This is a genomic window from Pseudomonas sp. NFX71 (assembly GCF_048079215.1).
GTDB classification, from domain to species: Bacteria; Pseudomonadota; Gammaproteobacteria; order Pseudomonadales; family Pseudomonadaceae; genus Aquipseudomonas; species Aquipseudomonas fluorescens_B.
The window spans coordinates 1,425,635-1,449,821 of the sequence record NZ_CP182230.1 but is presented as its reverse complement, the minus strand read 5'-3'; the positions used below and the strand labels follow the sequence as shown (position 1 = coordinate 1,449,821).

Sequence of the window (24,187 nt, the reverse complement as noted above, 5' to 3'; positions counted from 1 at the left end):
GAAAGGGAGTGTTCAGATGGTCAAGACGCTAGCGTTGTTGATCGTTGCGGGTTCGCTGGCGGCTTGCGGGAGTAACCCGAAAGCCAAGCCGGAACCTGCTCCGCAATCGGTGGAAAAGGGCTGCTACCAGGCTGACTGGCAAGCGGAAACAAACCCGGTGATCAACAAGCGTTCCGGGCCTGATGGCCTGGAAAAATACGAAACGCAGACACCCGCCAAGGAACATGGTTGCCCTTGACGGGTCTGACTCCTTACTCAGGGCTGGCGGCGTGCGCCGTCAGTCGAGGAACACGGATGAAAGGTTTTATCGCCATTACGGCGCTCGCACTGCTGGCAGGTTGCTCGAATTTCAACCTGTTCAAGCCTGCCGAATCGACGGACACCTGGACCACCTGGACCTGCGATAGCCAGGCCAAAGTGCTCTGGCGCTATACCGACGACAGTCGCAAGGAAGTCGACGTGCGCCTCGGCGGGGCCGATCAGGTCTACCGCTTGAAGCTTGAACCGGGCGCCGAAGGTTCGCTGTACAGCAACGACATGCTGGCGTTTCACGTAAAAGGTGAGGAAGGCCTGGTGTACTGGGTCGCCACCAATGATTTGATTGGCCGCGGTTGTAAAGCGCAGTAATTGACACACCACAGATCCAATGTGGGAGCAGATCCAAATGTGGGAGCGAGCCTGCTCGCGAAAGCGGTGGATCAGCTTGCATCAAGATTGAATGTGAAACCGCATTCGCGAGCAGGCTCGCTCCCACAGTGGATCTGTGCAGGTTCTCAAGATTTGAGCAACACCGAATTCGCAGCCCGGGCCAACCCCCGATCTGCAAAAACTTGAATAGCCGCCGCCGCTCCGGCAGGCTGGCACGATTAACGACCCAAACCGGGAGAGACATACACAATGGCACTTATCAGCATGCGCCAGATGCTGGACCACGCAGCCGAGTTCGGCTACGGCGTTCCAGCCTTCAACGTCAACAACCTTGAGCAGATGCGCGCCATCATGGAAGCCGCTGACAAGACTGACTCCCCGGTGATCGTCCAGGCTTCGGCCGGTGCTCGCAAATACGCTGGCGCACCGTTCCTGCGTCACCTGATCCTGGCGGCAATCGAAGAATTCCCGCACATCCCGGTGTGCATGCACCAGGACCACGGCACCAGCCCTGACGTCTGCCAGCGCTCGATCCAACTGGGCTTCAGCTCGGTGATGATGGACGGTTCCCTCGGCGAAGACGGCAAGACCCCGACCGACTACGACTACAATGTGCGCGTCACCCAACAAACCGTGGCCATGGCTCACGCCTGTGGCGTATCGGTAGAAGGCGAGCTGGGTTGCCTGGGTTCGCTGGAAACCGGCATGGCCGGTGAAGAAGACGGCATCGGCGCCGAAGGCGTTCTGGATCACAGCCAGATGCTGACCGACCCGGAAGAAGCCGCTGACTTCGTCAAGCGCACCCAGGTCGATGCCTTGGCCATCGCCATCGGCACCAGCCACGGCGCCTACAAGTTCACCAAGCCGCCTACCGGTGACGTGCTGGCCATCGACCGCATCAAGGAAATCCACAAGCGCATTCCGAACACCCACCTGGTGATGCACGGTTCGTCTTCGGTTCCGCAAGAGTGGCTGGCGATCATCAACCAGTACGGCGGCGACATCAAAGAAACCTACGGCGTGCCGGTTGAAGAGATTGTTGAAGGCATCAAGCACGGCGTGCGCAAGGTCAACATCGACACCGACCTGCGCTTGGCGTCCACTGGCGCAATGCGTCGCCTGATGGCCACCAACCCGAGCGAGTTTGACCCTCGCAAGTTCTTTGGCGCGACGGTTACTGCGATGCGTGACGTGTGTATCGCTCGTTACGAAGCTTTCGGTACTGCGGGCAACGCTTCGAAGATCAAGCCGATCTCGTTGGAAGCAATGTATCAGCGTTACCTGAAAGGTGAGTTGAACGCCAAGGTTAACTAAAACTTCAGCGTTTTGTTTGCACAAAAAACCCGCAGAAATGCGGGTTTTTTTATGAGCGCTCGTCAATCGAGCCCGTACTTTTGCTGAACTAAACGTTATCGCGAAAAAGTATTAAAAACTGTCAATTGTTACAGGTGGTTTAGCCTTGTCATCTGGATAGAGTTGTCCAGGTAGTCGAAACCACCAACTGGGGGGAAGCTGGTGCAGGCCGCCAGATGCAGGGGCGCGGTCATTGCGGCGAGGGTGTCAGGGAGAAGTGGTGGCAGGGGTGGGGCTGCTTCGCAGCCCAGCGGGAGCAAGCTCCCTCGTCACAGGGAGTGTCATCGTTGCGGGTGTGTGCCTGGGTTCTCGTTACTTATCGTGATCAATATCCAGCTTGCTGAATGTCACTTTCCCGCCTTCACTGGTGTACCCGGTGTTGTCCTGCACATACACCCCGGCCTTGAAGTACAGCGGTTTGACGCGCCACGTCGCGCTGATGTTGGTGTCCCATTGATAGCCCGCGGCGCTGATGCCCAGCGCCCCGCCAGGACTGAGGTGGATGAGGTAGGAAAACTCCTGATCCAGCTTCACGCCGGTAGCGACGGTGATCACCCGGCCTTCGCCATCATCAGGGTGCATGCGCACTTTGGCGACGATGTTGCCGCTCTTGCTGCTGGTCTTGTACTGATACTCGACCTTGACCATGGGCTTCTGGCTTTCATAGGCGTGGATCTGGCCAATGACGATTTTGCCCGAGCTCGGCACCTGGTTGACCGCCAGGGTGGCACGCAGGGAATTGTCGGCGTCCGGGTAGTACCAGTTTTTCAGCGTGCCGTTACTGTAGGTTTCCCGCAGTTCGGTGCGCGGATATTTCGCGTTTTCGGTTTTCGTGCCAGTCACCGGGGACCAGAAAAACAGGGTGCCGGTGTCGGAATGGAAGTATTGATCCTTGAAACCCTTCACCAGTTTGGCTGTTTCAACGGTGTACGGCGGGTTGCCGACAGGAACGCTGAGGTTCCAGGATGCGAGATCGATCATAGGAAAAGCTTCCAGAAATTTTGCAGCACGGACGTACCAGAAGCTCTAGCACGCGCCTTGGAGGGCGGTCTTTATAAGCGTAGAAGGCCCTTTTGTTAACGCCTGTCTGACAGATGGATGACGTCAAAATCCTGTTAAAAGGCCATCTTTCCCGGTTTTAGCGGCCTGTAGCGGTGACCGTTAGTCGGTAAATGAACCCTTTAGTTAAATGATGGCGTACTGATATCTTCTGCTTTAGCGAATCCCGGTCTAGAGTGAAGGCTTGTTATTTGTCCGGTTTTCACGAGAAACCAGCCTGACGCCCCAACAAGAGAAGCAGCATGGAATGCGCGCAACCCACGCCAGCCGAAGGCAGCTCAACACTTTTAATCGTCGATGATTACCCTGAAAACCTGATCAGCATGCGCGCGTTGCTGCAGCGTCAGGATTGGCAGGTCTTGACGGCTGCGTCCGGTTTTGAAGCCCTCAGTCTTTTACTCGAGCACGATATCGACCTGGTACTGCTGGATGTGCAGATGCCGGGCATGGACGGCTTTGAAGTCGCGCGCCTGATGCGGGGCAGCCAACGCACCCGCCTGACACCGATCATCTTCCTCACCGCCAATGAACAGTCCCAGGACGCCGTGATCAAGGGCTATGCCAGCGGTGCAGTGGATTACCTGTTCAAACCGTTCGATCCGCAAATTCTCAAGCCCAAAGTCCAGGCCCTGCTCGAGCATCAGCGCAATCGCCGGGCGTTGCAGCGCCTGAGCCACGATCTGGAGGTCGCGCGCGCTTTTAATGCGTCGGTGCTGGACAACGCCGCCGAAGGCATCCTGGTGGTCGGCGAGGACGGTCTGATTCGCTTTGCCAACCCGGCGATGTCGCGTCTGCTCAATGCCACGCTGCAAGACCTGCAGGGCAAAGAGTTTCTGGATTACCTGCAAAAGCCGCATATACCGATCTGGGCCGATTCCGAGTTGCTGGCCGGTTACAAGCGCGGCGAAACCTTGCGCCTGCATGACGCGCTGTTGCGTACGGCCCCCGGCCAGCAGGTGCCCGTGGCGCTGTCTTGCGCGCCGCTGCCCACCGAACAACATGCGATGGTGGTGACGGTGCTGGACATGTCGGTGGTGCGCCACCTGCATCAGCAATTGGAATTCCAGGCTGTGACCGATCCGTTGACCGGGCTGCTCAACCGCCGGGGGTTTTATCAGACGGTGGAAAACCTGTTGCTGCGCGGCGAGCGCTCTGACAGCGCGTGGGTGTTGCTTTACCTCGATCTCGACGGGTTCAAGCGGGTCAACGATTCCCTCGGCCACGATGCCGGCGACCGCGTGTTGCGCTGGGTCTCCGAGCAGTTGAAGGCGTGCTTGCGGCCGTTCGACATTCTGGCGCGCATGGGCGGCGATGAGTTCACGGCGCTGCTGGATCTGGAGTTCCCCGAACAGGCGGCGAAGATTGCCGAAAAACTCATCGAGCGGGTGTCGATCTGTCAGCAGATCGATGGTCTGGATATCGCGCTGGGCGCCAGCATCGGCATTGCTACGTACCCGGATTGCGGGGCCAATCTCGATGGTTTGCTGAGGGCGTCGGACATTGCCATGTACGAGGCCAAGCGCGCCGGCCGTCAGCAGTATCGCTTCTATGACCATGACATGAATGGTCGGGCGCGCTCACGGCTGATGCTCGAAGAAAGTGTGCGCACCGCCATTGAAAACCGTGATTTCAATCTGGTGTACCAGCCGCAGGTGGCCATCGCCGGTGGACAGATTCGCGGGTTCGAAGCGCTGTTGCGCTGGCAGCACCCGAGTGTCGGCGACGTGCCCCCCGGGCTGTTTTTGCCGTTGCTGGAAGAAGCGCGGCTGATCAGTCGCCTGGGCAGCTGGATTTATCAACGCGGCGCTGGCCAACGTAAAGCCTGGGAAACCCTGTTTGCCGAGGACCTGGTGCTGAGCGTCAGTTTGAGCAGCACGCAGTTCTGCATGCCCAACCTGGCCACCGAGTTGCGCCAGGTGCTGGAACGTCATGGGTTGCAGGCGCGTCATCTGGAAGTCGAGGTCACTGAAGAGGCCTTGATGCACAACCCCGAGGAAACCCGCAAACAGCTGCGTCTGCTGCGTAACCTGGGCGTGCGGGTGGCGCTGGATGACTTCGGTTCGGGGCCGTGCTCGCTGTCCCATCTGCGTGACCTGGATCTGGACACGCTCAAGCTCGACCGACATCTGATCGCTCGCTTGCCAGCGTCGTCACGGGATGCGGCGCTGGTGCGCAATGTGATCGACCTGTGCAAACAATACGGAATGCTGGTGATCGCCGAAGGGGTGGAAACCGTTGCGCAATATGAGTGGTTGCAAGCCAATGGTTGCGAGTACGTACAAGGCTTCCTGGTTGCCCGCCCGATGGTGGCCGAAGAGGTCAGCGACTTCGCACAGCCATTCGACTGGAGCGCGCTGACGGACTGAATTCGCTACACTGGCGACCTTTCCGTAATCGATGTTGCCGCCCCGATGACTGCCTTGAAATTCCTCCAGGCCTATCCCGCTGCTTTGCAGGACCAGGTGCGTCGGTTGATCATCGAAGGCCGGCTGGGCGATTACCTGAGCCAGCGTTATCCGCAAACGCACGACGTGCAGAGCGACAAGGCGTTGTACGCCTATGCGCTGGACCTGAAGCAGGAATACCTGCGCAATGCCCCGGCCATCGACAAGGTGTTGTTCGACAACCGTCTGGACCTGACCCACCGCGCCCTCGGCCTGCACACCACGATCTCCCGAGTGCAGGGCGGCAAGCTCAAGGCCAAGAAAGAAATCCGCGTGGCCTCGCTGTTCAAGGAAGCCCCCGCCGAATTTCTGAAGATGATCGTGGTGCATGAGCTGGCGCACTTCAAGGAGTCGGATCACAACAAAGCGTTCTACAAGCTGTGCGAACACATGTTGCCGGGGTACCACCAGATCGAGTTCGATTTGCGGGTGTACCTGACGTGGCGGGAAATGCAGTAGCCAAGGAGTGTGTGGATGGACGTGAGCAAGACCAAGAGCAGCTTCTATCGCCGCTTGTACGTGGCGTACCTGATCGACAGCGGGCTGGCCAGCAGCGTCCCGGCACTGACCGAGGTGACCGGCATGCCCCGGCGCACGGCCCAGGACACCATTGCGGCGTTGGCGGATCTGGACATCGTTTGTGAATTCGAGCAGGAAGAGGGCGCGCGCAATCATGCCGGGCGTTATCGGATTCGCGAGTGGGGAGCGATTGACCGGGGGTGGATCGAGCGTAATCTGCGGCAGATCAAGGCGGTGTTGGAGTATCCCTGAATTCTGCGGCGTCAGTTATGACGCCATCGCGGGCAAGCCCGCGATAGGGCCCTCAAGAACGACGCATCCCGATATGCGGAATGCCATCCTCCAGGTATTCCTCACCCGCCACGACAAACCCGTACCGCCCGTAATACCCCTGCAAATGCGCCTGGGCCGACAGATAAACCGGCACTTCAGGCCAGCGCTTTTGCGCCTGCTTCAACGCCTGGGCGATCAGCTCATGACCCAGGCCCTTGCCGCGATAATCCGGCGCGGTAAGCACCCGCCCGATCACCACGTCTCCGCCCTGTAATTCAGGATCGAGCAAACGCAGGTACGCCACCAGTCGATCCCCGTCCCAGGCCATCAGATGGCAGGTGTCACCTTCCAGATCCTGGCCATCGACGTCTTGATAAATACATTTCTGCTCCACAACGAACACCTCGGCGCGTAGCTGCAGAACGGCGTAAAGCTGCTCCTTGCCCAGATCACTGTGGTGTTTGCAGATCCAATCGATTGTCATCTTCACATTCCTTGAGCATCGTCCCTCCGATACTAAGCGTCTGCACGAAAGATGTCTCGATGGCGAAGAAATCTGTGACAAAGGCCAAAATGCCATCATTCATTTCGCGCGGCGTTGTCTTCTTTGTGTAATCTGGGATGAAGCGCTGTGCAGTGGCTTCGATGAGCTAATGTTAGTACCTGGGTTTTGCCGGTACGGGGCCTTGGAGTTTTGGCTGAAAACGTCGGGCAACCGCCCGCTAAGGATTTTCGAGCATGCCGCGATTGCATCGAGCTTTGGCCTTGATCGGATTGCTGTTGCTGACTCAGAGTGCTGCAGCGGAAAAGCTGCGGTTGGTCGCCGATTCATGGCCGCCCTTTACCGACGCCACGTTGGTCAACGGCGGGTTGGCCACCGACATTGTCAGCACCGCGCTGGCCCGCGCCGGCTATGCCAGCGATTTTGAGCAGGTGCCGTGGGCGCGTGCGTTGCTGGGTATAGGCGAGGGGCGTTACGACGTGCTGGTGAACGCCTGGTACACCGATGAGCGCACCAGACTTGGCCAATTCTCCGGTGAGTACCTGCTCAACCGCGTGCGCTTTCTCAAGCGCAAGGACGCGCCGATCGAATTCAATAATCTGCAGCAATTGCACATGTACCCGATTGCGGTGGTGCGCGGTTATGCCTATTCACCCGCGTTCGATGAAGACGCTTCGCTGCAGAAGATCCCGGTGCACAGCTTCGCCATGGCCGTGCGCATGGTCGCCGCCGACCGGGTCAAGCTGACCCTGGAGGATGAATACGTCGCGCGTTACTACCTGGCACGGGAGTCAGCCAAGGTGCGCAATTCCGTGGAATTCCTGCCCAAGCCTTTGAGCGAGAACAGCCTGCATATTCTGGTCAGCCTGAAAAATCCGCAGCATGAACAGATTGTGGCGGGTTTTGATCGGGAGATCGCCGAGATGAAGGCGGATGGGAGTTATGAGCGATTGATGAAGGCGCATGGGATGTGAGTGGGCTGATCCGGATTTTGCGCTGTCGCTGATGGCCTCATCGCGGGCAAGCTCGCTGCCACAATGGATTCATGGCGTGCATGCAATTCCGGACACCGCACATGTCCCCCAGTGGTGGGCTTGCCTGCGATGAGACCCGCCCAGCCACCACCGATTTCAATCCTCGCTGGTGTCCTTGATGAGATGCGCCGCCAACGTCCGCAACGGCCCCAACTGGCGACAGATCAGCGCCAACTGCGTCTGCACCAGGCGCTGGCCTTCATCGATCTCGTCAGGCATCTGTTCCAGCTCATTGGCCAGTGCCTCTTCCTCATCACTTTGAATCGCAATCGGCTGTTTGCTCGCCAGGCCTTGAGCGATCTCGTCAATGCTCGCCGCCAGTTTCACGCCGGCACCTTCGATCAAATGCTCGCGCACGTCCGCCGGCAGCAGGGTTTCACGGTGTGCGCCCAGTCCTGACAAATAGCTGAGCAACGTGTGCGACAACACCAGGAAGCGGAACCCGACATCCGCTTCCTTACGGAAATGCCCAGGCTCCATCAGCATGTTGGCCAGCGTCGTCGACAATGCCGCATCGGCGTTGTGCGCGTTGCGCCGGGCCAGGCGATAAGCCAGGTCGTCGCTCTTGCCGGCGGCGTATTGCTGCATGATCTGGCGCAGGTAAATGCTGTTGCAGGTCAGGGTGTTGGCCAGCACCTTGTTCAGGCGTCGACCCTGCCAGTCCGGCAGGAACAGGAACACCGCGAGCCCGGCGATCAGGCTGCCGAGCAGGGTATCGAACAGTCGCGGCAGAAACAGACCATAACCGTCGCCGACCTGGTTGAAGCAGAACAGCACCATCAAGGTGATCGCCGCCGTCGCCAGGGTGTAGCGCGTGGTGCGGTTGGTGAAGAACACCACCCCGGCGGCAATTGCGAAGCACGACTGGATCAGCGGGTTCGGGAACAGATCAAACAGCGCCCAGGCCAGGGTCAGGCCTATGGCGGTGCCGATGATTCGCTGACCCAGCTTGCGGCGTGTGGCGCCGTAGTTCGGTTGGCAGACGAAGAGCGTGGTGAGGATGATCCAGTAACCTTGCGACGGGTGAATCAGATGCACCATGCCGTAGCCGATGCTCAGCGCGAGGGGCAATCGCAGGGCGTGGCGGAACAGCAGCGAGGTCGGTGTCAGCTGAGTGCGCAAGCGCATCCACACATCCTTGAGGCTGCGGGGCGAGCGGTCGAGCAGGCTGCTGTCGGTGGCGTCGGCGAGGGCGTCGGGGTTGCTAGCATCGCTGAGCAAGCGGTCGAGAGTGCCGAGGTTGGCGGCCAGCGCGCGCAGGGATCGCAGCAGTCCGCGCCAGGCCGGGTTGCTCTGGATGCGCAGGTGTTCGAGGGAAGCGTGCAGGTCGCTCAGGGCTTCGGCGAAGCTGGCGTCATAAATGAAGGGTTGGCGCATCTGGATCGATTCCGCCAGCGCTCGGCACGCCTTGCCCTGCTGGCGCAGCAGGCGCTGACAGCGGAACAGCACGTCACTGTGGAAAAAGGCGTCAGCCAGCGCGTTATACGGATAGTGGGAGGAGCTGGCGCGCTCGTGGATGTCCTGGGCGAGGAAGTAGAGTTTCAGGTAGCGGCTGACTTTCGAGCCCGGTCGACCGTCTCCGACCCGGTGCAGAATGATTTCCTTGGCGGCGTTCAGTGCCGCGACGACCCGGCCGTTCTGCTGGGCCAGTTCCAGTCGACGCGCTTCCACGTCCATCTGCCGGATCGGCTCGAACAGCGACGACTTCAGCTTCAGGTAAAACCCCAGCTCACGGAACAATCGCGCGAGGCTCTGCTGCACCGGCTGGTTGGAAAACATCGCTTGCCACAACACCGAGAGCACGCCGTACCACGCCGCGCCGGCGACCAGCAGCAACGGCTCGTGCCAGAAATCGGTCACCTCGCCGCCGCGCTGGTCCACGCCGATCATGGTGTAGACCGACAGAATCAACGTTGCCGAGGCAATCGCGCCATAGCGTTCGCCCAGCGCACCGAGCATGGTCAGGCCGAAACTGGCCAGCGCGAGGGCGATGACGAAGACGATGGGGTAGGGGAAGAGCAGTTCGACGGAGAGGGCCGCGATGCTGAAGCACACCAGCGTCACGGCCAGAGCGTTGAGGCGGCCCTGCCAACTGTCGTCGGTCTCGGCCAGGGCGCTGGCGATGATCCCCAGGAACAGCGGGATCAGCAGCCCCATTTCATCCTGATACCAACACAGCGCCATGCTGCCCGTCAGGGCGATGAACACCCGCACGCTGTAACTGAATTTATCCAGCGCCCAGAGACGGCGCAGAGACTGACGAAATGGGGTCGATGGCATGAAGTGCGAGGGCCTTCCGAGGCAATGACGCTAAATTGAGCCAGTAATGACGTCGACGCAATGGCGCCGATCACATCTGACAGCAAAATCTGTTCCTTCCCTGGCGACGATGTCAGGTCAGTATTGAGCCTGTGGCGAGGGAGCTTGCTGCCGTTCGGCGGCGCAGCCGTCGTAAATACTGTGGCGTCAGATGTCGGGGCCTGCTGCGCAGGCCAGCGGGAGCAAGCTCCCTCGCCACAAAAGCTCGTACACTTTTTGATTCGTGTGGATCAGACGAATTGCGCCGCCGCGTAACCCGAGGCCCAGGCCCACTGGAAGTTGAAGCCGCCCAGATGCCCGGTTACGTCCAGTACTTCGCCGATGAAATACAAACCAGGGCTTTTCAGCGATTCCATGGTCTTGGACGACACCTCGTTGGTATCGACGCCGCCCAGTGTCACTTCGGCGGTGCGGTAGCCTTCGGTGCCTGCGGGAACGACTTTCCAGCTCGCCAGTTTTTCGGCGATGTCGGCGATTTCCGCGTGGGTGTACTGCTTCATCGGTTTGGAGACGAACCAGTTGTCCGCCAGCAGGTTGGCCATCTTCTTGGTGAAGATCTCGCCCAGCAGGGTTTTCAGTTCGCTGTTCGGGCGTTCGGCTTGCTGCTGTTGCAGCCAGCCCGGTACGTCGTGATCCGGCATCAGGTTGATCTCTACCGTATCGCCGGATTCCCAGAACGAGGAAATCTGCAAAATCGCCGGACCGCTGAGACCGCGGTGGGTGAACAGGATGTTCTCGCGGAAGCTCTGGTCGTTGCAGCTCACCAGGCAATCCACCGACGTACCGGACAGCTCGGTGCAAAGCTCCTTGAGCTGATCGGTGATGGTGAACGGCACCAGGCCGGCACGGGTTGGCAACAGTTCGTGGCCAAACTGCTTCGCGACCTGATATCCGAAACCGGTGGCGCCCAGGGTCGGAATCGACAGGCCGCCGGTGGCGATTACCAAGGATTCACAGGTGATCTGCCCCAGCGTGGTGTCCAGCAAATAACCATTTTCCAGCTTCTCGATGGTCTGGATCGAGGTGTCCAGGTGCAGGCTGACGCCGACCTGATCGCACTCGCTGAGGAGCATCTCGAGGATGTCGCTGGATTTGTTATCGCAGAACAACTGGCCGAGTTTTTTCTCGTGGTACGGCACGCCATGTTTGGCGACCATCCCGATGAAATCCCACTGGGTGTAGCGCGCCAGGGCGGATTTGCAGAAGTGTTCGTTATGCGAGAGGAAATTGCCCGGTTCGGTGTACATGTTGGTGAAATTGCAGCGGCCACCGCCCGACATCAGGATTTTCTTGCCGGCCTTGTTCGCATGGTCGAGCAACATCACGTTGCGCCCGCGCCCGGCGGCGGTCAGCGCACACATCAACCCTGCGGCGCCAGCGCCAATGATCACGACTTCGGTAGAGCGCAAAACGGTGTCCTCACACAGGAACTGATCTGAAATGCAATCAAATGTGGGCGCTGGCAGGCCAGCTCCCACAGGGGGCGCGGCGTTTTTAGAGGATGCGCACGCGCAGCGAACGGCCTTTGATCTTGCCGTCATTCAGGCGCTGCAAGGCTTGCTTGGCGATCCCGCGTTCCACGGCCACGTAGGCCTGGAAGTCAAAAATTGCAATCTTGCCAACCTGCGCACCCGGAATCCCGGCATCGCCGGTCAGTGCGCCGAGGATGTCACCTGGACGCACCTTGTCTTTACGGCCGGCGCCGATGACCAGCGTGCTCATTTGCGGCAGCAACGGACCGCCGCCCTGGGATTTGAGGTTGTCGAGCTGATCCCAGCTCAATGGCGACTTCTGCAGCTGTTCGATGGCCTGGGCGCGATGCGCTTCGGACGGTGCGACCAGGCTGATTGCGATGCCTTTCTCGCCTGCACGACCGGTACGGCCGACACGGTGAATGTGGATTTCCGAGTCACGGGCCAGTTCGACGTTGATCACCATGTCCAGCGCATCGATGTCCAGACCGCGCGCGGCGACGTCAGTGGCAACCAGCACCGAAGTGCTGCGGTTGGCGAACATCGCCAACACCTGGTCACGGTCACGCTGTTCCAGATCGCCATGCAAACCGACGGCGGAGATGCCTTTGGCCGTCAGGTGGTCAACGGTTTCCTGAACCTGCTGCTTGGTGAAGCAGAAGGCCACGCAGGACGCCGGACGATGATGCGCGAGGATTTTGACCACGGCGTCCATGCGCTCTTCCGAGGAAATCTCGTAGAAGCGCTGCTCGATCTGCGTGTCGTCGTGGAACGCCTCGGCCTTCACTTGTTGCGGATTGCGCATGAACTTGGACGCCAGCTGCTTGATGCCCACCGGATACGTGGCGGAGAACAGCAGGGTCTGGCGACGCTCGGGGCACTGGGCAATGATTTCTTCGATGGAGTCGTAGAAACCCATGTCGAGCATGCGATCGGCTTCGTCCAGGATCAGCGTGTTCAGGCCATGAAGGATCAGCGAGCCCTTGCGCAGGTGCTGCTGGATGCGACCCGGCGTGCCGACGATGATATGCGCGCCGTGCTCCAGCGAACCGATCTGCGGGCCGAACGATACGCCGCCGCACAGGGTCAGGACCTTGATGTTGTCTTCGGAACGGGCCAGACGACGGATTTCCTTGGCGACCTGGTCGGCCAGCTCGCGTGTCGGGCAAATGACCAGCGCCTGGCAGCCGAAGAAGCGCGGATTGATCGGGTTGAGCAGGCCGATACCGAAGGCCGCGGTCTTGCCGCTGCCGGTCTTGGCCTGGGCGATCAGGTCCATCCCTTTCAGGATCACCGGCAAGCTTTGCGCCTGGATCGGCGTCATCTCGGCATAACCCAAAGAGTCGAGGTTAGCCAGCATGGCAGCGGACAGCGGCAAAGTATTAAAAGCGGTGGCGATGGTGGTCACGGGACTGGCCTGCAAAACAAAATGTCGCGCAGTGTATCAGTCCCGTGGCCATTGGCCCTAAGGTTCGATGTGTTCTTCCGGACGTTTGACACGCCGTCCGTCTTCCTTTGACAGCTGCGAGAAGATCGTCGCGGCCAGCATGGCCATGACGCCGACGGTCACGAAGGTCAGTTGGAAGGCGCCCAATACCGTGTCCACGCCATCGTTTCCGACCTCGGCCGTGAACCCGCCAAGCAGCGCACCGGCGCACGCAACGCCCAGGCTCAGAGACAACTGCGCGACCACCGACAGCAGGCTGTTGCCGCTGCTGGCGCTGGCGTCGTCGAGGTCGATCAGGGTCACGGTGTTCATCGCGGTGAACTGCAAGGAGTTGATTGCGCCGAGAACCGCCAGCATGCCCAGCAGCAGCCAGTACGGCGTCTGCTCGCTGACCAGGCCCATGCTCGCCAGCATCAGACCCAGCGCCAACGTGTTGCCGGTCAGCACGATGCGATAGCCCAGGCGTTCGATCAGTGGCCGTGCCACCGACTTGGCAACCATCGCCGCAGCGGCCAGCGGCAACATGCTCATCCCGGCCTGGGACGGCGAGTAACCCAGCGCCACTTGCAGCAGCAACGGTACGAGAAATGGCAGTGCGCCGCTGCCCAGGCGGGCGAACAGGTTGCCGAGGATGCCCACGGCAAAGGTCCGGGTCTTGAACAGCGACGGCGCGAACAGCGGATTGTCGATGTGCCCGGCCCGCAGCCAGTAAGCCGCCAGACAGGCCATGCCGCCGAACAGCAGCAACATCACGCGCAAATGCGGCAGGTGCAGTTCGCCGAGACCCTCCATGGCGACGGTGATCAGCACCATCGCCGCGCCAAACAGCAGGAAACCGAGGCTGTCGAAACGCGTGCGCTCAGTGCCGCGCAGGTCGGGGATGAATCTCCACACGGCGTAGCAACCGACGGCGCCGACCGGCAGGTTGATCAGGAAGATCCAGTGCCAGGTCAGGTATTCCACCATCCAGCCGCCCATGGTTGGGCCGATCAGCGGCCCGAGCAGGCCGGGAATGGTGATGAACCCCATGATCCGCACCAGCTCCGAGCGCGGGTAGGCGCGCAGCACCACGAGCCGCCCGACCGGGAGCATCAGCGCACCGCCCAGGCCCTGAATCACCCGGGCGCCGATCAGCATGCTCAAGGTGCTCGACAGGGCGCAGAGCAGTGAGCCGAGGCTGAACAGCAGGATCGCGCCGAAGAAGATTTTCTTGGTGCCGAAGCGATCGGCGATCCAACCCGAGGCGGGGATGAGCAAGGCGACGGTGAGCATGTAGGCAATGATCACACCCTGCATGCGCAGCGGATCTTCCGCCAGGTCGCGGGCCATGGCCGGCAGGGCGGTGTTGAGGATGGTCCCGTCGAGGGACTGCATGAAGAAGGCAATGGCGACGACCCACGGCACCCAGCGGGCGGTGACAGCGTCGAGAGGCGGGCGGTTGGGCATGGGACCTCTTGTGGGATAGCCAGGAACCCTTGTGGCGAGGGGATTTATCCCCGTTCGGCTGCGAAGCAGCCGCAAATCCGACGAATGCGGTGTGCCTGAAACTCCGCGATTCGAGGTCATGGGGTCGCTTCGCGACCCAACGGGGATAAATCCCCTCGCCACAGGAACCCCTGTGTAAAGGGTTTTGTGTTTACAGCGTCAACGTCAGTTTGCTGATCAGCGCCCCCGGTAACAGCGCCGAAGCCGTTGCTCGCTGACTGTACGTGCTCGCCGACAGCAACAACTCGCGCTCTTCGGTCAACGCCTCCAGCTGTGAACCCAGCAAGCTGTAAGCACTGTCATCAAAACGCATGGTGCTCACCGGCGCCTGTATCTCGCCATTCTCGACCCAGAACGTCGCGAACCTTGTCATGCCGGTCATGCGCGCCCCCGGCTGGTCCGAGTAGTTCAAGTACCACAGATTGCTGATGTACAGCCCCGTGCCCAGTTGCTTGAGAATCTCTGCATCAGGCAACGTCCCGGCCGCCATGTTCAAGGCGCTCGGCATTTCACCGCCACTGGCACCGTTGGCGGTCAGGCCGTACTCGGCTGCACTGCGCGAGCTGACCATTTGCGCGCCGGCCTTGCCGTCGACGATCAACTTGAGATCGCTGCGCGGATACCCCTCGCCGGAGAACTCCGGGCTCAACGAACCGCTGACTTTTTCATCGACGGACACGAGCGGGCTGAACGAGCTGTTGCCTGCGAAAAGCTTCTGCAGCGGACTGTTTTTGCTGGCAATCGACTGCGCCGAAAAACCGCCCCAGCCGAGCATATCCATGATTTCGCCCATGGCTGCCGGTGCCAGAAAGGCGCGGTACTGACCTGGCGGCAGAGTGCGCTGCGGCCTGCCGAGAAACGCCAACTGCTCCCGTGCCTGGGCAAAGCGTTTGGCAAACCCTTCGCTGTTCCAGTCGTGCCCGGCGTAGCTGGCTTTCACTGCCTGCCCGTTGTCATGAAACAGGCTGAAGTCAAAGTTGAAGCTGTTGGCCTGGTGCCAGCCGAACGCGCCTGAAGAGCTGGCGAATCCGCGACTGATCGGACCGGCCGCATAGAAGCCCACCAGGTCCAGGCCTTCGGCAGCCTGGGCGATTTCGCCGACCACTTGCTCGGTGTCCGGCAGCGGATGCGCCTGCACGTTCTTGCTTTGCCAGCCGTTGTGGTTGAGCAGCAGATACGGATCTTTCGGCAGCAACGGCAAGGTCTCGCGCAACTGTTGCAGCCCTTCGGCCAAACGCTGGAGGTCGACTTCGGCATTGCCCGACAGCGTGATGTCGAGGTCGGCATGCCGACCCTCGTTGATCAGTTTGAAGCCGACACTCGCTTGCTGAACCTGACCGGCCTGACGCACCCTGGCGTGGTTGAAACGAACAAAGGCCGATGACTCGGCGGCGTAGCTGAGGGTAAATTGCTCCGGTTCGCGAATGGCGTCGCGCAGCCAGTTGACCAAGGCCTTGAACCCGTCGGCCTGATTGTTTGACGTAGTCATCAGGCGTCTCCCCCAAACACATCCACATTGCTGAACACACAGGCCGGCGACGCATGGCCGACACGGATCACCTGGTTCGGCTCACCCTTGCCGCAGTTCGGGGTGCCAAGAACCTTGAAGGTGCTGGCATCGCCGACGGCGCTGAGGCTTTTCCAGAACTGCGCGGAAATCGCCCGGTAGTTCGGGTTTTTCACCACGCCTTTGAGCTCGCCGTTTTCAATCAACTGTGCCCATTCGCAACCGAACTGGAATTTGTTGCGCGCATCGTCGATCGACCAGGAGCGGTTGGTGCTCATCAAAATGCCGTGTTCGATGTTGCCGATCATTTGCTCAAGCGGTTGGTCGCCAGGCTCGATGTTCAGGTTGGCCATGCGGTCGATCGGCGGGCGATTCCAGCCGCAGGCGCGGCTGTTGGCGACGCCGTCCATGCCGGCACGGAATTGCGACAGCGCACCGCCCAATGGACGCAGGAGCAAGCCTTCTTTGATCAGAAATTGCTTGCTGGCGGCGGTGCCGTCGTCGTCATGGCCGCAGCTGGCGAGCTGCTCGGGGATGTCCGGGTCGAAGGTCACGTTGAGCAGTGTCGAACCGTATTGCAGATGGCCGAAGTCTTCTGCCTTGACGAAACTGGTGCCGGCGTAATTGCGCTCGTCACCGAGGATGCGGTCCAGTTCCAGCGGATGACCGATGGATTCGTGGATCTGCAGCATCATCTGGTCGGGCATCAACAGCAGGTCGCGCGGGCCTTGCGGGGCGTTCGGTGCCAGCAACAATTGCAGCGCCTGATCGGCGATTTTCGGGCCTGCACCCACCAGGCCGCAGCGACTGATCACATCAAAGCCGCCCTGTTGGCCGAAGTTTTCGCGGCCGAGGGTGCGGGTCTGGCTGTCGCTGCCGTCGTAGGCGGTGACTTCCAGGCTCGGGTAGATGAAACGCTGGGCCTGGCGCAGTTCAGCGCCGGCGCTGCTGAGGTAGATCTGTTCGACGTTGGTGATGCCGATGCTCACCTGCCAGTTCACCAGTCGCTCGTCCTTGGGCACGGACGCTGATTCGGCGCCGAGCAGTTGATAGCAATCGCTCAGGGACGGGAAGGGCAGGTCGAAGTTCGGCGAGAAGTAATCGGCGCGGTCGCTGGAGACGGCTTGATCACGCAAGTCGAGCAGGGCGTGGGGCTTGAGCCGGCGGGCGTGTTGCTCGGCTTTTTCCAGCGCGGCCTGCAGGCCGGATTGCGACAGGTCGTTGGTCGCGGCGTAGGCTTCGACGCCGTTGACGCGCACGGTCAACATCGCGCCTTCGTCACGACTCAGGCTCGGAGGTTCGGCGACGTTCTTGCGCACCGACAGGTACTGGCCGGACTCGCGCACATAACGCAGCGAAAAGAATTCAGCGCCCGTGCGCAAGGCAGCGAAGCGCTGCTTGAGCTGGGGGTGGAAATCGAACATTCGGGAACCTCCTTGGTATGGGGTTGCGATGTATCGGTGTTGCGAGGGGGGGTGAAACGTTTGCGTGGCGCTAGATTAGGCCTGGGCGGGGATCGATATCAAGGGCGGGGCGGTGCAGGAAGTGCCGGGGTGTGTCAGGCAGGGAGGCGTTGTCTGGTCGGACCCCATCGCGGGCAAGCCCGCTCCCACAGGGGGCCTGGGTGAATCACAAATGTGTAATCCAACCCTGAACCTGGGGGAGCGGGCTTGCCCGCGATGAGCCACGCCGAGGCGTAACGGTCTTACTGAGCAGTCAGGCTCACATCCCGCAGCGGCTTGCCACGCACCGGTGCATCACCGGCCACGTAGTAGTCGGCCGTGCTGCGCGGCAACGGCTTGCGGCCACGGATCTTGTCGGCGATTTTCTCGGCGATCATGATCGTTGGCGCATTCAGGTTGCCGGTGGTGATGATCGGCATGATCGAGGCATCGACCACACGCAGGGCTTGCATGCCATGCACGCGACCTTCGGCATCGACCACGGCCATTTCATCGGTGCCCATCTTGCACGAGCAGGACGGGTGGAACGCCGTTTCGGCGTGCTCGCGGATGAACTTGTCGAGCTGCTCATCGGTTTGCACGTCAATGCCCGGGCTGATTTCGCGGCCACGGAAGGCGTCCAGTGCCGGCTGTTGCATGATTTCGCGGGTCAGGCGGATGCCGTCGCGGAATTCCTGCCAGTCCTGCTCGGTGGCCATGTAGTTGAACAGGATGCTCGGGTACTCGCGCGGGTCCTTCGACTTGGCCTGGATGCGACCGCGGCTCGGCGAACGCATGGAACCCATGTGCGCCTGGAAGCCGTGCTCTTTCACCCCGTTGCTGCCGTTGTAGTTAATGGCAACAGGCAGGAAGTGGTACTGGATGTTCGGCCAATCGAATTCTTCGCGGGTGCGGATAAAACCGCCGGCTTCGAACTGGTTGCTGGCGCCGATGCCGGTGCCGTTGAACAGCCACTCGGCACCGATGGCCGGCTGGTTGTACCAGAGCAGCGACGGGTACAACGAGACCGGCTGGGTGCAGGCGTATTGCAGGTACAACTCGAGGTGATCCTGCAGGTTTTCGCCGACGCCTGGCAGGTCATGGACCACCGGGATGTCGAGCTTTTTCAGCAGTTCGGCCGGGCCGACGCCCGAGCGTTGCAGAATCTGCGGCGAAGCGATGGCGCCGGAGCACAACAGCACTTCTTTGCGGGCGCGGGCTTCAACGCGCTCTTCAGCGGCGCCGATCAGGTAACGCACGCCGACCGCACGCTTGCCTTCGAACAGGATCTTGTCGGTCAGGGCGTGGGTGACGATGGTCAGGGTCGAGCGCTTCTTGGCGATGTCCAGGTAGCCGCGTGCGGTGCTGGCGCGACGGCCGTTCGGCGTCACGGTGCGGTCCATCGGGCCGAAGCCTTCTTGCTGGTAACCGTTCAAGTCTTCGGTGCGCGGGTAGCCGGCTTGCACGCCTGCTTCAACCATCGCGTGGAACAGCGGGTTGTTGCCGGCTTTCGGCGTAGTCACGCTGACCGGACCGTCGCCACCGTGGTAGTCGTTCGGGCCGATGTCACGGGTTTCAGCCTTGCGGAAGTACGGGAGGCAGTTCAGGTAGTCCCAGTCTTCAAGACCTGGAAGCTTGGCCCAGTTGTCGTAGTCCATCGCGTTGCCGCGGATGTAGCACATGCCGTTGATCAGCGAAGAACCACCGAGGCCCTTGCCGCGACCGCATTCCATCCGGCGACCGTCCATGTGTGGCTCCGGATCGGTTTCGTAGGCCCAGTTGTAGCGACGACCTTGCAGCGGAAACGCCAGGGCAGCCGGCATTTGCGTGCGGAAGTCCAGGCGGTAGTCCGGACCGCCGGCTTCGAGCAGCAGGACGGTGACGCCTTCGTCTTCAGTCAGACGGGTCGCCAGGGTGTTACCGGCCGAGCCGGCACCGATGATGATGTAATCGAATTCTTGGGACATTGAAATGCACCCTCTTTGAAAGTGGTCAGGTCAGACCGTTGGGAGTGCTGCGCACTCGATCGCCACGGTGCGGCGATCCGACAGGCTGGCCCCACATTGGAATACGTACTCTGTGGGAGCCAGCCTCCTGGCGATGACGGCCTCGCAGGCGAAGCAGATGCCGCCTTAGAACACCGAGGCGTAATCGCCCAGCTCAACCTGTACCGATTTGATGCGTGTGAAGTTGTTCAGCGAGCTGATGCCGTTCTCACGGCCAACACCCGACTGCTTGTAGCCGCCGACCGGCATCTTCGCGTCGGACTCGCCCCAGGCGTTGATCCAGCAGATACCGGCTTCCAGTTGATGAATCACGCGGTGAGCGCGGTTCAGGTCCTTGGTGACGATGCCAGCGGCCAGGCCGAAGTCGGTGTCGTTGGCACGACGGATCACTTCTTCTTCGGTGTCGTAGGTCAGGATCGCCATGACCGGGCCGAAGATTTCTTCGCGCACAATGGTCATCTCGTCGGTGCAGTCGGTGAACACGGTCGGTGCCACGAAGGCGCCTTTGGCGAAGTCGCCTTCGGTCAGACGGCTACCGCCGCACAGCACGCGAGCGCCTTCTTCCTTACCTTTGGCGATGTAACCCAGCACGCTTTCCATGTGGGCAAAGCTGACCAGCGGGCCGAAGTTGGTGTTTTCGTCTTCCGGGTTGCCGATACGGATACGGGCAACGCGCTCAGCGATCTTGGCTTCGAACGCCGCTTTCAGATGGCTCGGAACGAACACTCGGGTACCGTTGGTGCAGACCTGACCGGAGCTGTAGAAGTTGGCCATCATCGCGGTGTCGGCAGCGCGATCGAGGTCGGCGTCATCGAAAATGATCAGCGGGGACTTGCCGCCCAGTTCCATGGTCACGTCTTTCAGCGAGGAACTGGAAGCACTGGCCATCACCTTCTTGCCGGTGTCGGTGCCGCCGGTGAAGGAGACTTTCTCGATGCGTGGGTGCTCGGTCAGCCAGGTGCCGACTTCACGGCCGCTGCCGGTCAGGACGTTGAACACACCCGCTGGAACGCCCGCTTCGGTGTAGATCTCGGCCAGTTTCAGCGTGGTCAGGGACGTGACTTCGCTTGGCTTGAAGATCATCGCGTTACCCGCCGCCAGGGCTGGTGCGGATTTCCACAGGGCGATCTGGATCGGGTAGTTCCACGCACCGATACCGGCGACAACGCCCAGCGGCTCGCGACGGGTGTAGACGAACGAGGTGGTACGCAGCGGAATCTGCTCGCCTTCGATGGCCGGAACCAGGCCAGCGTAGTACTCCAGCACGTCAGCACCGGTGACGATGTCGACATACTTGGTTTCGGAGAACGACTTGCCGGTGTCCAGGGTTTCCAGGGCGGCCAGTTCATCGTTGCGCTCGCGCAGGATGTCCACGGCACGGCGCAGGATGCGCGAACGCTCCATGGCGGTCATCGCGGCCCAGATTTTCTGGCCCTTTTCGGCGCTGACGACAGCGCGCTCGACGTCTTCCTTGGTCGCACGCTGTACGTTTGCGAGGACTTCACCGTTAGCCGGGTTGATGGCTTCGAAAGTGGCGTCGCTGCTGGCGTCGGAGTAACCGCCATCGATGTAGAGTTTTTGCAGTTCGAAACGGGCCATAGTGTCCTCGCAAGTGCATAAGTGGTTGGCGTAGGCCACCGCGGTGAAGCCATACAAGTGTGGCAACACCGATCGGCAGCAGTTCAGGGGCTGAGCGTTATGTGTGCTCTAACTCACCTGCTTGGCCAATTGGAAATCCATGTATTCGTAAGCGATCCGGTGCGCCTGCTCCGTGTCGAAAGCATCTCCCGACAGCGCCCCCCGCAACCACAAACCGTCAATCAACGCCGCCAGGCCCCGGGCTGCACTGCGCGCATCATCGAGCGGCAATACGCGGCGGAACTGGCAGCACAGGTTGGAATACAGACGGTGATCGTTGATCCGCTGCAACCTGTGCAAAGACGGGTGGTGCATGCTGGTGGCCCAGAAGGCCAGCCAGGTTTTCATTGCCGGGCCATTGACCTGGCTGGCGTCGAAGTTGCCTTCGATGATCACCTGCAGATGCGCCCGCGGGCTGTCATCTTCCAGCGCCTGACGGCGCGCGGTGACGTTCTCGCTGAGGACACTCATCAGGTACTGCGCCGTGGCAGCTATCAGGCCGTTCTTGTCCTGAAAGTAATGACTGATGATGCCATTCGAGACACCGGCCAAACGGGCGATCAGCGCAATGCTGGCGTCCCCCATCCCGACCTGATCGACGGCCTGCAATGTGGCTTCGATCAATTGCTGGCGGCGGATGGGTTGCATACCGACCTTGGGCATCTTGCACATCTCCTTAGGCCTTCCGGCAGACGCAAAACGTCTATCGGGTTGAGGGCCAGTCTATTTTGTTTTGATTGAACGTTCAATCAACAAAGAATAAGATCTGCGACAAATCGTCGCTGCTTACAGATTTTTTCTACGTGTAAATGGCGATAAACCGACATCCAAAACGGCTCGAAACCTATACGCAACCGCGTCTACAGGCTTCGGGCTTTTTTCGGGGTGTCTTTATATCACCCGCCGGTCGGCTGCCAACTCATCGATTGGTCGGGTATCGCGTTGCCTTGTGTTCTTCTCTCGCACTGCCGGAGCCTCTGTGCCATGAGTTCTGCCTCTCTTATAAAGACCCCGCCCGAGAAGGTGACGGTCAACGGTTGGGTGTTCTACACCTCTACCGCGCTGATCCTGCTGTTGACCGCCATTCTGATCATCGCCCCGCAAGAGGCCGGCAGAATGCTCGGAGTGGCTCAGGCCTGGTTGTCCCGCAGCTTCGGCTGGTACTACATGGTGGTGATCGCCGCGTACCTGGTTTTCGTGGTCGGCCTGGCGTTTTCGTCCTACGGCAAACTCAAACTGGGCAGCAAGGACGACACCCCGGACTTCAGCTATGGCGCCTGGGCGGGGATGCTGTTCTCCTCGGGTATCGGCATCTCGCTGCTTTACTTCGGTGCTTCCGAGCCGCTGGACCACTACTTCAACCCGCCGGAAGGCGTTTCGGCCAGCAACATGGCCGCACGTCAGGCGGTGCAGCTGACTTTCCTGCACTGGGGCCTGCACGGCTGGGCGATCTACGCACTGGTCGGCCTGGCCGTTGCTTACTTTGCCTACCGTCATAATCAGCCGCTGGCGTTGCGTTCGGCGCTGTATCCGCTGGTGGGCGAACGTTGGGTCAAAGGCGCGGCCGGTCACGCGGTGGACGGCTTCGGCATGTTCGTGACCCTGCTGGGGCTGGTGACGAACCTGGGGATCGGTTCGCTGCAAGTGTCGTCGGGCCTTGAAAACCTGTTCGGCATGGAACACAGCAACACCAACTTGCTGATCGTGATCATCGTGATGAGCACCGTGGCGACTATCGCTGCCGTGTCCGGCGTGGAAAACGGCATTCGCCGTCTGTCCAACCTGAACATCGTGTTGTTCAGCGGGCTGCTGATTTTCGTGCTGCTGTTCGGCCCGACTTTGCACCTGCTCAACGGCTTTGTGCAGAACATCGGTGACTACCTGAACGGCGTGGTACTGAAGACCTTCGATCTCTACGTTTACGAAGGCAACAGTGAGAAGTCCGACCGCTGGTTGGGCCTGTGGACCCTGTTCTACTGGGCCTGGTGGATTTCCTGGGCGCCATTCGTAGGCATGTTCATCGCGCGTATTTCCCGTGGTCGCACGGTGCGTGAACTGGTGGCCGGCGTGCTGCTTATTCCGCTGGGGTTCACCCTGGCGTGGCTGTCGATCTTCGGTAACTCGGCCCTGGACCTGGTGATGAACCATGGGGCGGTGGAGCTCGGGAAGACGGCGCTGGAACAGCCGTCCATGGCGATCTACCAGTTGCTGGAGCATTACCCGGCGTCGAAAGTGGTTATCGGCGTGTCGATCTTCGTGGGTTTCGTGCTGTTCCTGACCCCGGCGGATTCCGGTGCGGTGATGATGGCCAACCTTTCGTGCAAGGGCGGCAATGTCGACGAAGATGCACCGCACTGGCTGCGGATCTTCTGGTCCGTGGTGATCACCCTGGTGACCATCGGCCTGCTGTTCGCCGGTAACTTCGAAGCCATGCAAACCATGGTGGTGCTGGCCGGCCTGCCGTTCTCGGTGGTGCTGGTGTTCTTCATGTTCGGCTTGCACAAGGCCATGCGCCAGGACGTGCAGATCGAACAGGAGCAAGCGGAACTGGCTGCACGCGGTCGTCGTGGTTTCAGCGAGCGTCTGACCCAGCTGGACCTGCAACCGAACCAGTCGATCGTTCAGCGCTTCATGGACAAGCAAGTCAGCCCGGCGCTGGAAGAGGCCGTGGTTCAGCTGCGTGGCAAAGGTCTGGACGTGCAAACGTTGCTGGGCAAGGCCAAGCGCTGCATGGGCCTGCGGATCGAGATGGAAGAGGGCAACCCTTTTGTCTACGAAGTGAGCCTGGACGGCTATCTGGCGGCGGCGAGCGACACGGTGTTGGCCGAAAGTGCCGATGAACCGCGCGCACGTTACTACCGCGCCGAGGTGTACCTGCACAACGGCAGCCAGGATTACGACTTGATGGGCTTCACTCAGGATCAGATCACCCGTGACGTGCTCGATCAGTTCGAAAGCCATCGGCAGCTCCTTGGCCGGGTCTATAGCTGAAACTTGAGGTCATGCGGTGCAAGTTGCTGCACCGCAGATCCATTGTGG

The 24,187-nt window shown here is 60.6% G+C and carries 19 protein-coding genes; 8 read left to right on the top strand and 11 right to left on the bottom strand.

The annotated features are described in order from the left end of the window. Nucleotides 1-16: 16 nt before the first annotated feature. The 3 genes from ACM1ZW_RS06690 to fba all read left to right on the top strand — a co-directional run bounded on the left by ACM1ZW_RS06690 (nucleotide 17) and on the right by fba (nucleotide 1,962). Nucleotides 17-238, top strand: a complete 222-nt coding sequence (locus ACM1ZW_RS06690) for a hypothetical protein (RefSeq protein WP_017341225.1) — start codon at nucleotides 17-19, stop codon at nucleotides 236-238. Nucleotides 239-294: 56 nt separating this feature from the next. Then, nucleotides 295-627, top strand: coding sequence for an MliC family protein (locus ACM1ZW_RS06685; protein ID WP_416740341.1), 333 nt, complete (start codon nucleotides 295-297; stop codon nucleotides 625-627). Nucleotides 628-897: 270 nt separating this feature from the next. Beyond that, nucleotides 898-1,962, top strand: coding sequence for a class II fructose-bisphosphate aldolase (fba, locus tag ACM1ZW_RS06680; RefSeq protein WP_008081027.1), 1,065 nt, complete (start codon nucleotides 898-900; stop codon nucleotides 1,960-1,962). Between the two features lie 351 nt (nucleotides 1,963-2,313). On the opposite strand, the gene ACM1ZW_RS06675 is transcribed toward fba, so the two are convergent. Beyond that, entirely contained in the window at nucleotides 2,314-2,982 is a 669-nt protein-coding gene (locus tag ACM1ZW_RS06675; protein WP_017341223.1) for a polysaccharide lyase family 7 protein, read from the bottom strand. Between the two features lie 320 nt (nucleotides 2,983-3,302). Between ACM1ZW_RS06675 and ACM1ZW_RS06670 the strand changes: the two genes are divergently transcribed. The 3 genes from ACM1ZW_RS06670 to ACM1ZW_RS06660 are packed head-to-tail and all read left to right on the top strand — an operon-like array spanning nucleotide 3,303 to nucleotide 6,275. Continuing rightward, on the top strand, nucleotides 3,303-5,426 hold the full coding sequence (locus ACM1ZW_RS06670) for a putative bifunctional diguanylate cyclase/phosphodiesterase (RefSeq protein WP_017341222.1): 2,124 nt from the start codon (nucleotides 3,303-3,305) through the stop codon (nucleotides 5,424-5,426). 45 nt (nucleotides 5,427-5,471) lie between these two features. Next, nucleotides 5,472-5,963 (top strand): M48 family metallopeptidase, encoded by a 492-nt coding sequence (locus tag ACM1ZW_RS06665; RefSeq protein ID WP_416740340.1) that lies wholly within the window; start codon nucleotides 5,472-5,474, stop codon nucleotides 5,961-5,963. Between the two features lie 15 nt (nucleotides 5,964-5,978). Continuing rightward, entirely contained in the window at nucleotides 5,979-6,275 is a 297-nt protein-coding gene (locus tag ACM1ZW_RS06660) for a winged helix-turn-helix domain-containing protein (protein WP_007894945.1), read from the top strand. Between the two features lie 52 nt (nucleotides 6,276-6,327). Here the strand turns inward: ACM1ZW_RS06660 and ACM1ZW_RS06655 are convergent, their stop codons facing one another. After that, nucleotides 6,328-6,780, bottom strand: coding sequence for a GNAT family N-acetyltransferase (locus tag ACM1ZW_RS06655; RefSeq protein WP_017341220.1), 453 nt, complete (start codon nucleotides 6,778-6,780; stop codon nucleotides 6,328-6,330). A 254-nt stretch (nucleotides 6,781-7,034) separates the two neighbouring features. On the opposite strand from ACM1ZW_RS06655, the gene ACM1ZW_RS06650 reads away from it, so the two are divergent. Beyond that, on the top strand, nucleotides 7,035-7,772 hold the full coding sequence (locus tag ACM1ZW_RS06650) for a substrate-binding periplasmic protein (RefSeq protein WP_017341219.1): 738 nt from the start codon (nucleotides 7,035-7,037) through the stop codon (nucleotides 7,770-7,772). 156 nt (nucleotides 7,773-7,928) lie between these two features. Here ACM1ZW_RS06650 and yccS read toward each other — a convergent pair whose 3' ends face one another. From yccS to betI, 9 genes are all read right to left on the bottom strand, one after another. Beyond that, nucleotides 7,929-10,112, bottom strand: a complete 2,184-nt coding sequence (gene yccS, locus ACM1ZW_RS06645; protein WP_017341218.1) for a YccS family putative transporter — start codon at nucleotides 10,110-10,112, stop codon at nucleotides 7,929-7,931. Between the two features lie 269 nt (nucleotides 10,113-10,381). Then, nucleotides 10,382-11,560 carry an NAD(P)/FAD-dependent oxidoreductase gene (locus ACM1ZW_RS06640; RefSeq protein ID WP_416740339.1) on the bottom strand — a complete coding sequence of 393 codons (1,179 nt, stop codon included), beginning with the start codon at nucleotides 11,558-11,560 and terminating at the stop codon, nucleotides 10,382-10,384. A gap of 85 nt (nucleotides 11,561-11,645) precedes the next feature. Continuing rightward, complete coding sequence (dbpA, locus tag ACM1ZW_RS06635) at nucleotides 11,646-12,983, bottom strand: ATP-dependent RNA helicase DbpA (protein WP_416740804.1); 1,338 nt, start codon at nucleotides 12,981-12,983, stop codon at nucleotides 11,646-11,648. 105 nt (nucleotides 12,984-13,088) lie between these two features. Next, nucleotides 13,089-14,516, bottom strand: coding sequence for a multidrug transporter subunit MdtD (mdtD, locus tag ACM1ZW_RS06630; RefSeq protein WP_017341215.1), 1,428 nt, complete (start codon nucleotides 14,514-14,516; stop codon nucleotides 13,089-13,091). Between the two features lie 190 nt (nucleotides 14,517-14,706). Further along, nucleotides 14,707-16,044: a TldD/PmbA family protein gene (locus ACM1ZW_RS06625; protein WP_416740338.1), complete on the bottom strand. Its 1,338-nt coding sequence runs from the start codon at nucleotides 16,042-16,044 to the stop codon at nucleotides 14,707-14,709. Beyond that, entirely contained in the window at nucleotides 16,044-17,486 is a 1,443-nt protein-coding gene (locus ACM1ZW_RS06620; RefSeq protein ID WP_416740337.1) for a TldD/PmbA family protein, read from the bottom strand. Before ACM1ZW_RS06620 ends, ACM1ZW_RS06625 begins: the two co-directional genes overlap by 1 nt. Nucleotides 17,487-17,767: 281 nt before the next feature. Then, nucleotides 17,768-19,471, bottom strand: a complete 1,704-nt coding sequence (gene betA / locus ACM1ZW_RS06615) for a choline dehydrogenase (RefSeq protein WP_017341212.1) — start codon at nucleotides 19,469-19,471, stop codon at nucleotides 17,768-17,770. A 165-nt stretch (nucleotides 19,472-19,636) separates the two neighbouring features. Continuing rightward, a complete protein-coding gene (betB, locus tag ACM1ZW_RS06610) occupies nucleotides 19,637-21,109 on the bottom strand; it encodes a betaine-aldehyde dehydrogenase (RefSeq protein ID WP_414883086.1) in 1,473 nt (490 codons plus the stop codon). 108 nt (nucleotides 21,110-21,217) lie between these two features. Further along, nucleotides 21,218-21,811: a transcriptional regulator BetI gene (gene betI, locus ACM1ZW_RS06605; protein ID WP_017341210.1), complete on the bottom strand. Its 594-nt coding sequence runs from the start codon at nucleotides 21,809-21,811 to the stop codon at nucleotides 21,218-21,220. 378 nt (nucleotides 21,812-22,189) lie between these two features. On the opposite strand from betI, the gene ACM1ZW_RS06600 reads away from it, so the two are divergent. Then, the gene (locus ACM1ZW_RS06600) at nucleotides 22,190-24,139 is read left to right on the top strand and encodes a BCCT family transporter (RefSeq protein WP_416740803.1); all 1,950 of its coding nucleotides are present in this window, start codon (nucleotides 22,190-22,192) and stop codon (nucleotides 24,137-24,139) included. The last annotated feature ends 48 nt before the right edge of the window (nucleotides 24,140-24,187 follow it).

Excerpts from the sequence above, each read along its gene's own strand:
- ACM1ZW_RS06690 (WP_017341225.1), top strand. The coding sequence starts at position 17 with ATGGTCAAGACGCTAGCGTTGTTGATCGTTGCGGGTTCGCTGGCGGCT.
- ACM1ZW_RS06685 (WP_416740341.1), top strand. The coding sequence starts at position 295 with ATGAAAGGTTTTATCGCCATTACGGCGCTCGCACTGCTGGCAGGTTGC.
- fba (WP_008081027.1), top strand. The coding sequence starts at position 898 with ATGGCACTTATCAGCATGCGCCAGATGCTGGACCACGCAGCCGAGTTC.
- ACM1ZW_RS06675 (WP_017341223.1), bottom strand. The coding sequence starts at position 2,982 with ATGATCGATCTCGCATCCTGGAACCTCAGCGTTCCTGTCGGCAACCCG.
- ACM1ZW_RS06670 (WP_017341222.1), top strand. The coding sequence starts at position 3,303 with ATGGAATGCGCGCAACCCACGCCAGCCGAAGGCAGCTCAACACTTTTA.
- ACM1ZW_RS06665 (WP_416740340.1), top strand. The coding sequence starts at position 5,472 with ATGACTGCCTTGAAATTCCTCCAGGCCTATCCCGCTGCTTTGCAGGAC.
- ACM1ZW_RS06660 (WP_007894945.1), top strand. The coding sequence starts at position 5,979 with ATGGACGTGAGCAAGACCAAGAGCAGCTTCTATCGCCGCTTGTACGTG.
- ACM1ZW_RS06655 (WP_017341220.1), bottom strand. The coding sequence starts at position 6,780 with ATGACAATCGATTGGATCTGCAAACACCACAGTGATCTGGGCAAGGAG.
- ACM1ZW_RS06650 (WP_017341219.1), top strand. The coding sequence starts at position 7,035 with ATGCCGCGATTGCATCGAGCTTTGGCCTTGATCGGATTGCTGTTGCTG.
- yccS (WP_017341218.1), bottom strand. The coding sequence starts at position 10,112 with ATGCCATCGACCCCATTTCGTCAGTCTCTGCGCCGTCTCTGGGCGCTG.
- dbpA (WP_416740804.1), bottom strand. The coding sequence starts at position 12,983 with ATGCTGGCTAACCTCGACTCTTTGGGTTATGCCGAGATGACGCCGATC.
- mdtD (WP_017341215.1), bottom strand. The coding sequence starts at position 14,516 with ATGCCCAACCGCCCGCCTCTCGACGCTGTCACCGCCCGCTGGGTGCCG.
- ACM1ZW_RS06625 (WP_416740338.1), bottom strand. The coding sequence starts at position 16,044 with ATGACTACGTCAAACAATCAGGCCGACGGGTTCAAGGCCTTGGTCAAC.
- ACM1ZW_RS06620 (WP_416740337.1), bottom strand. The coding sequence starts at position 17,486 with ATGTTCGATTTCCACCCCCAGCTCAAGCAGCGCTTCGCTGCCTTGCGC.
- betA (WP_017341212.1), bottom strand. The coding sequence starts at position 19,471 with ATGTCCCAAGAATTCGATTACATCATCATCGGTGCCGGCTCGGCCGGT.
- betB (WP_414883086.1), bottom strand. The coding sequence starts at position 21,109 with ATGGCCCGTTTCGAACTGCAAAAACTCTACATCGATGGCGGTTACTCC.
- betI (WP_017341210.1), bottom strand. The coding sequence starts at position 21,811 with ATGCCCAAGGTCGGTATGCAACCCATCCGCCGCCAGCAATTGATCGAA.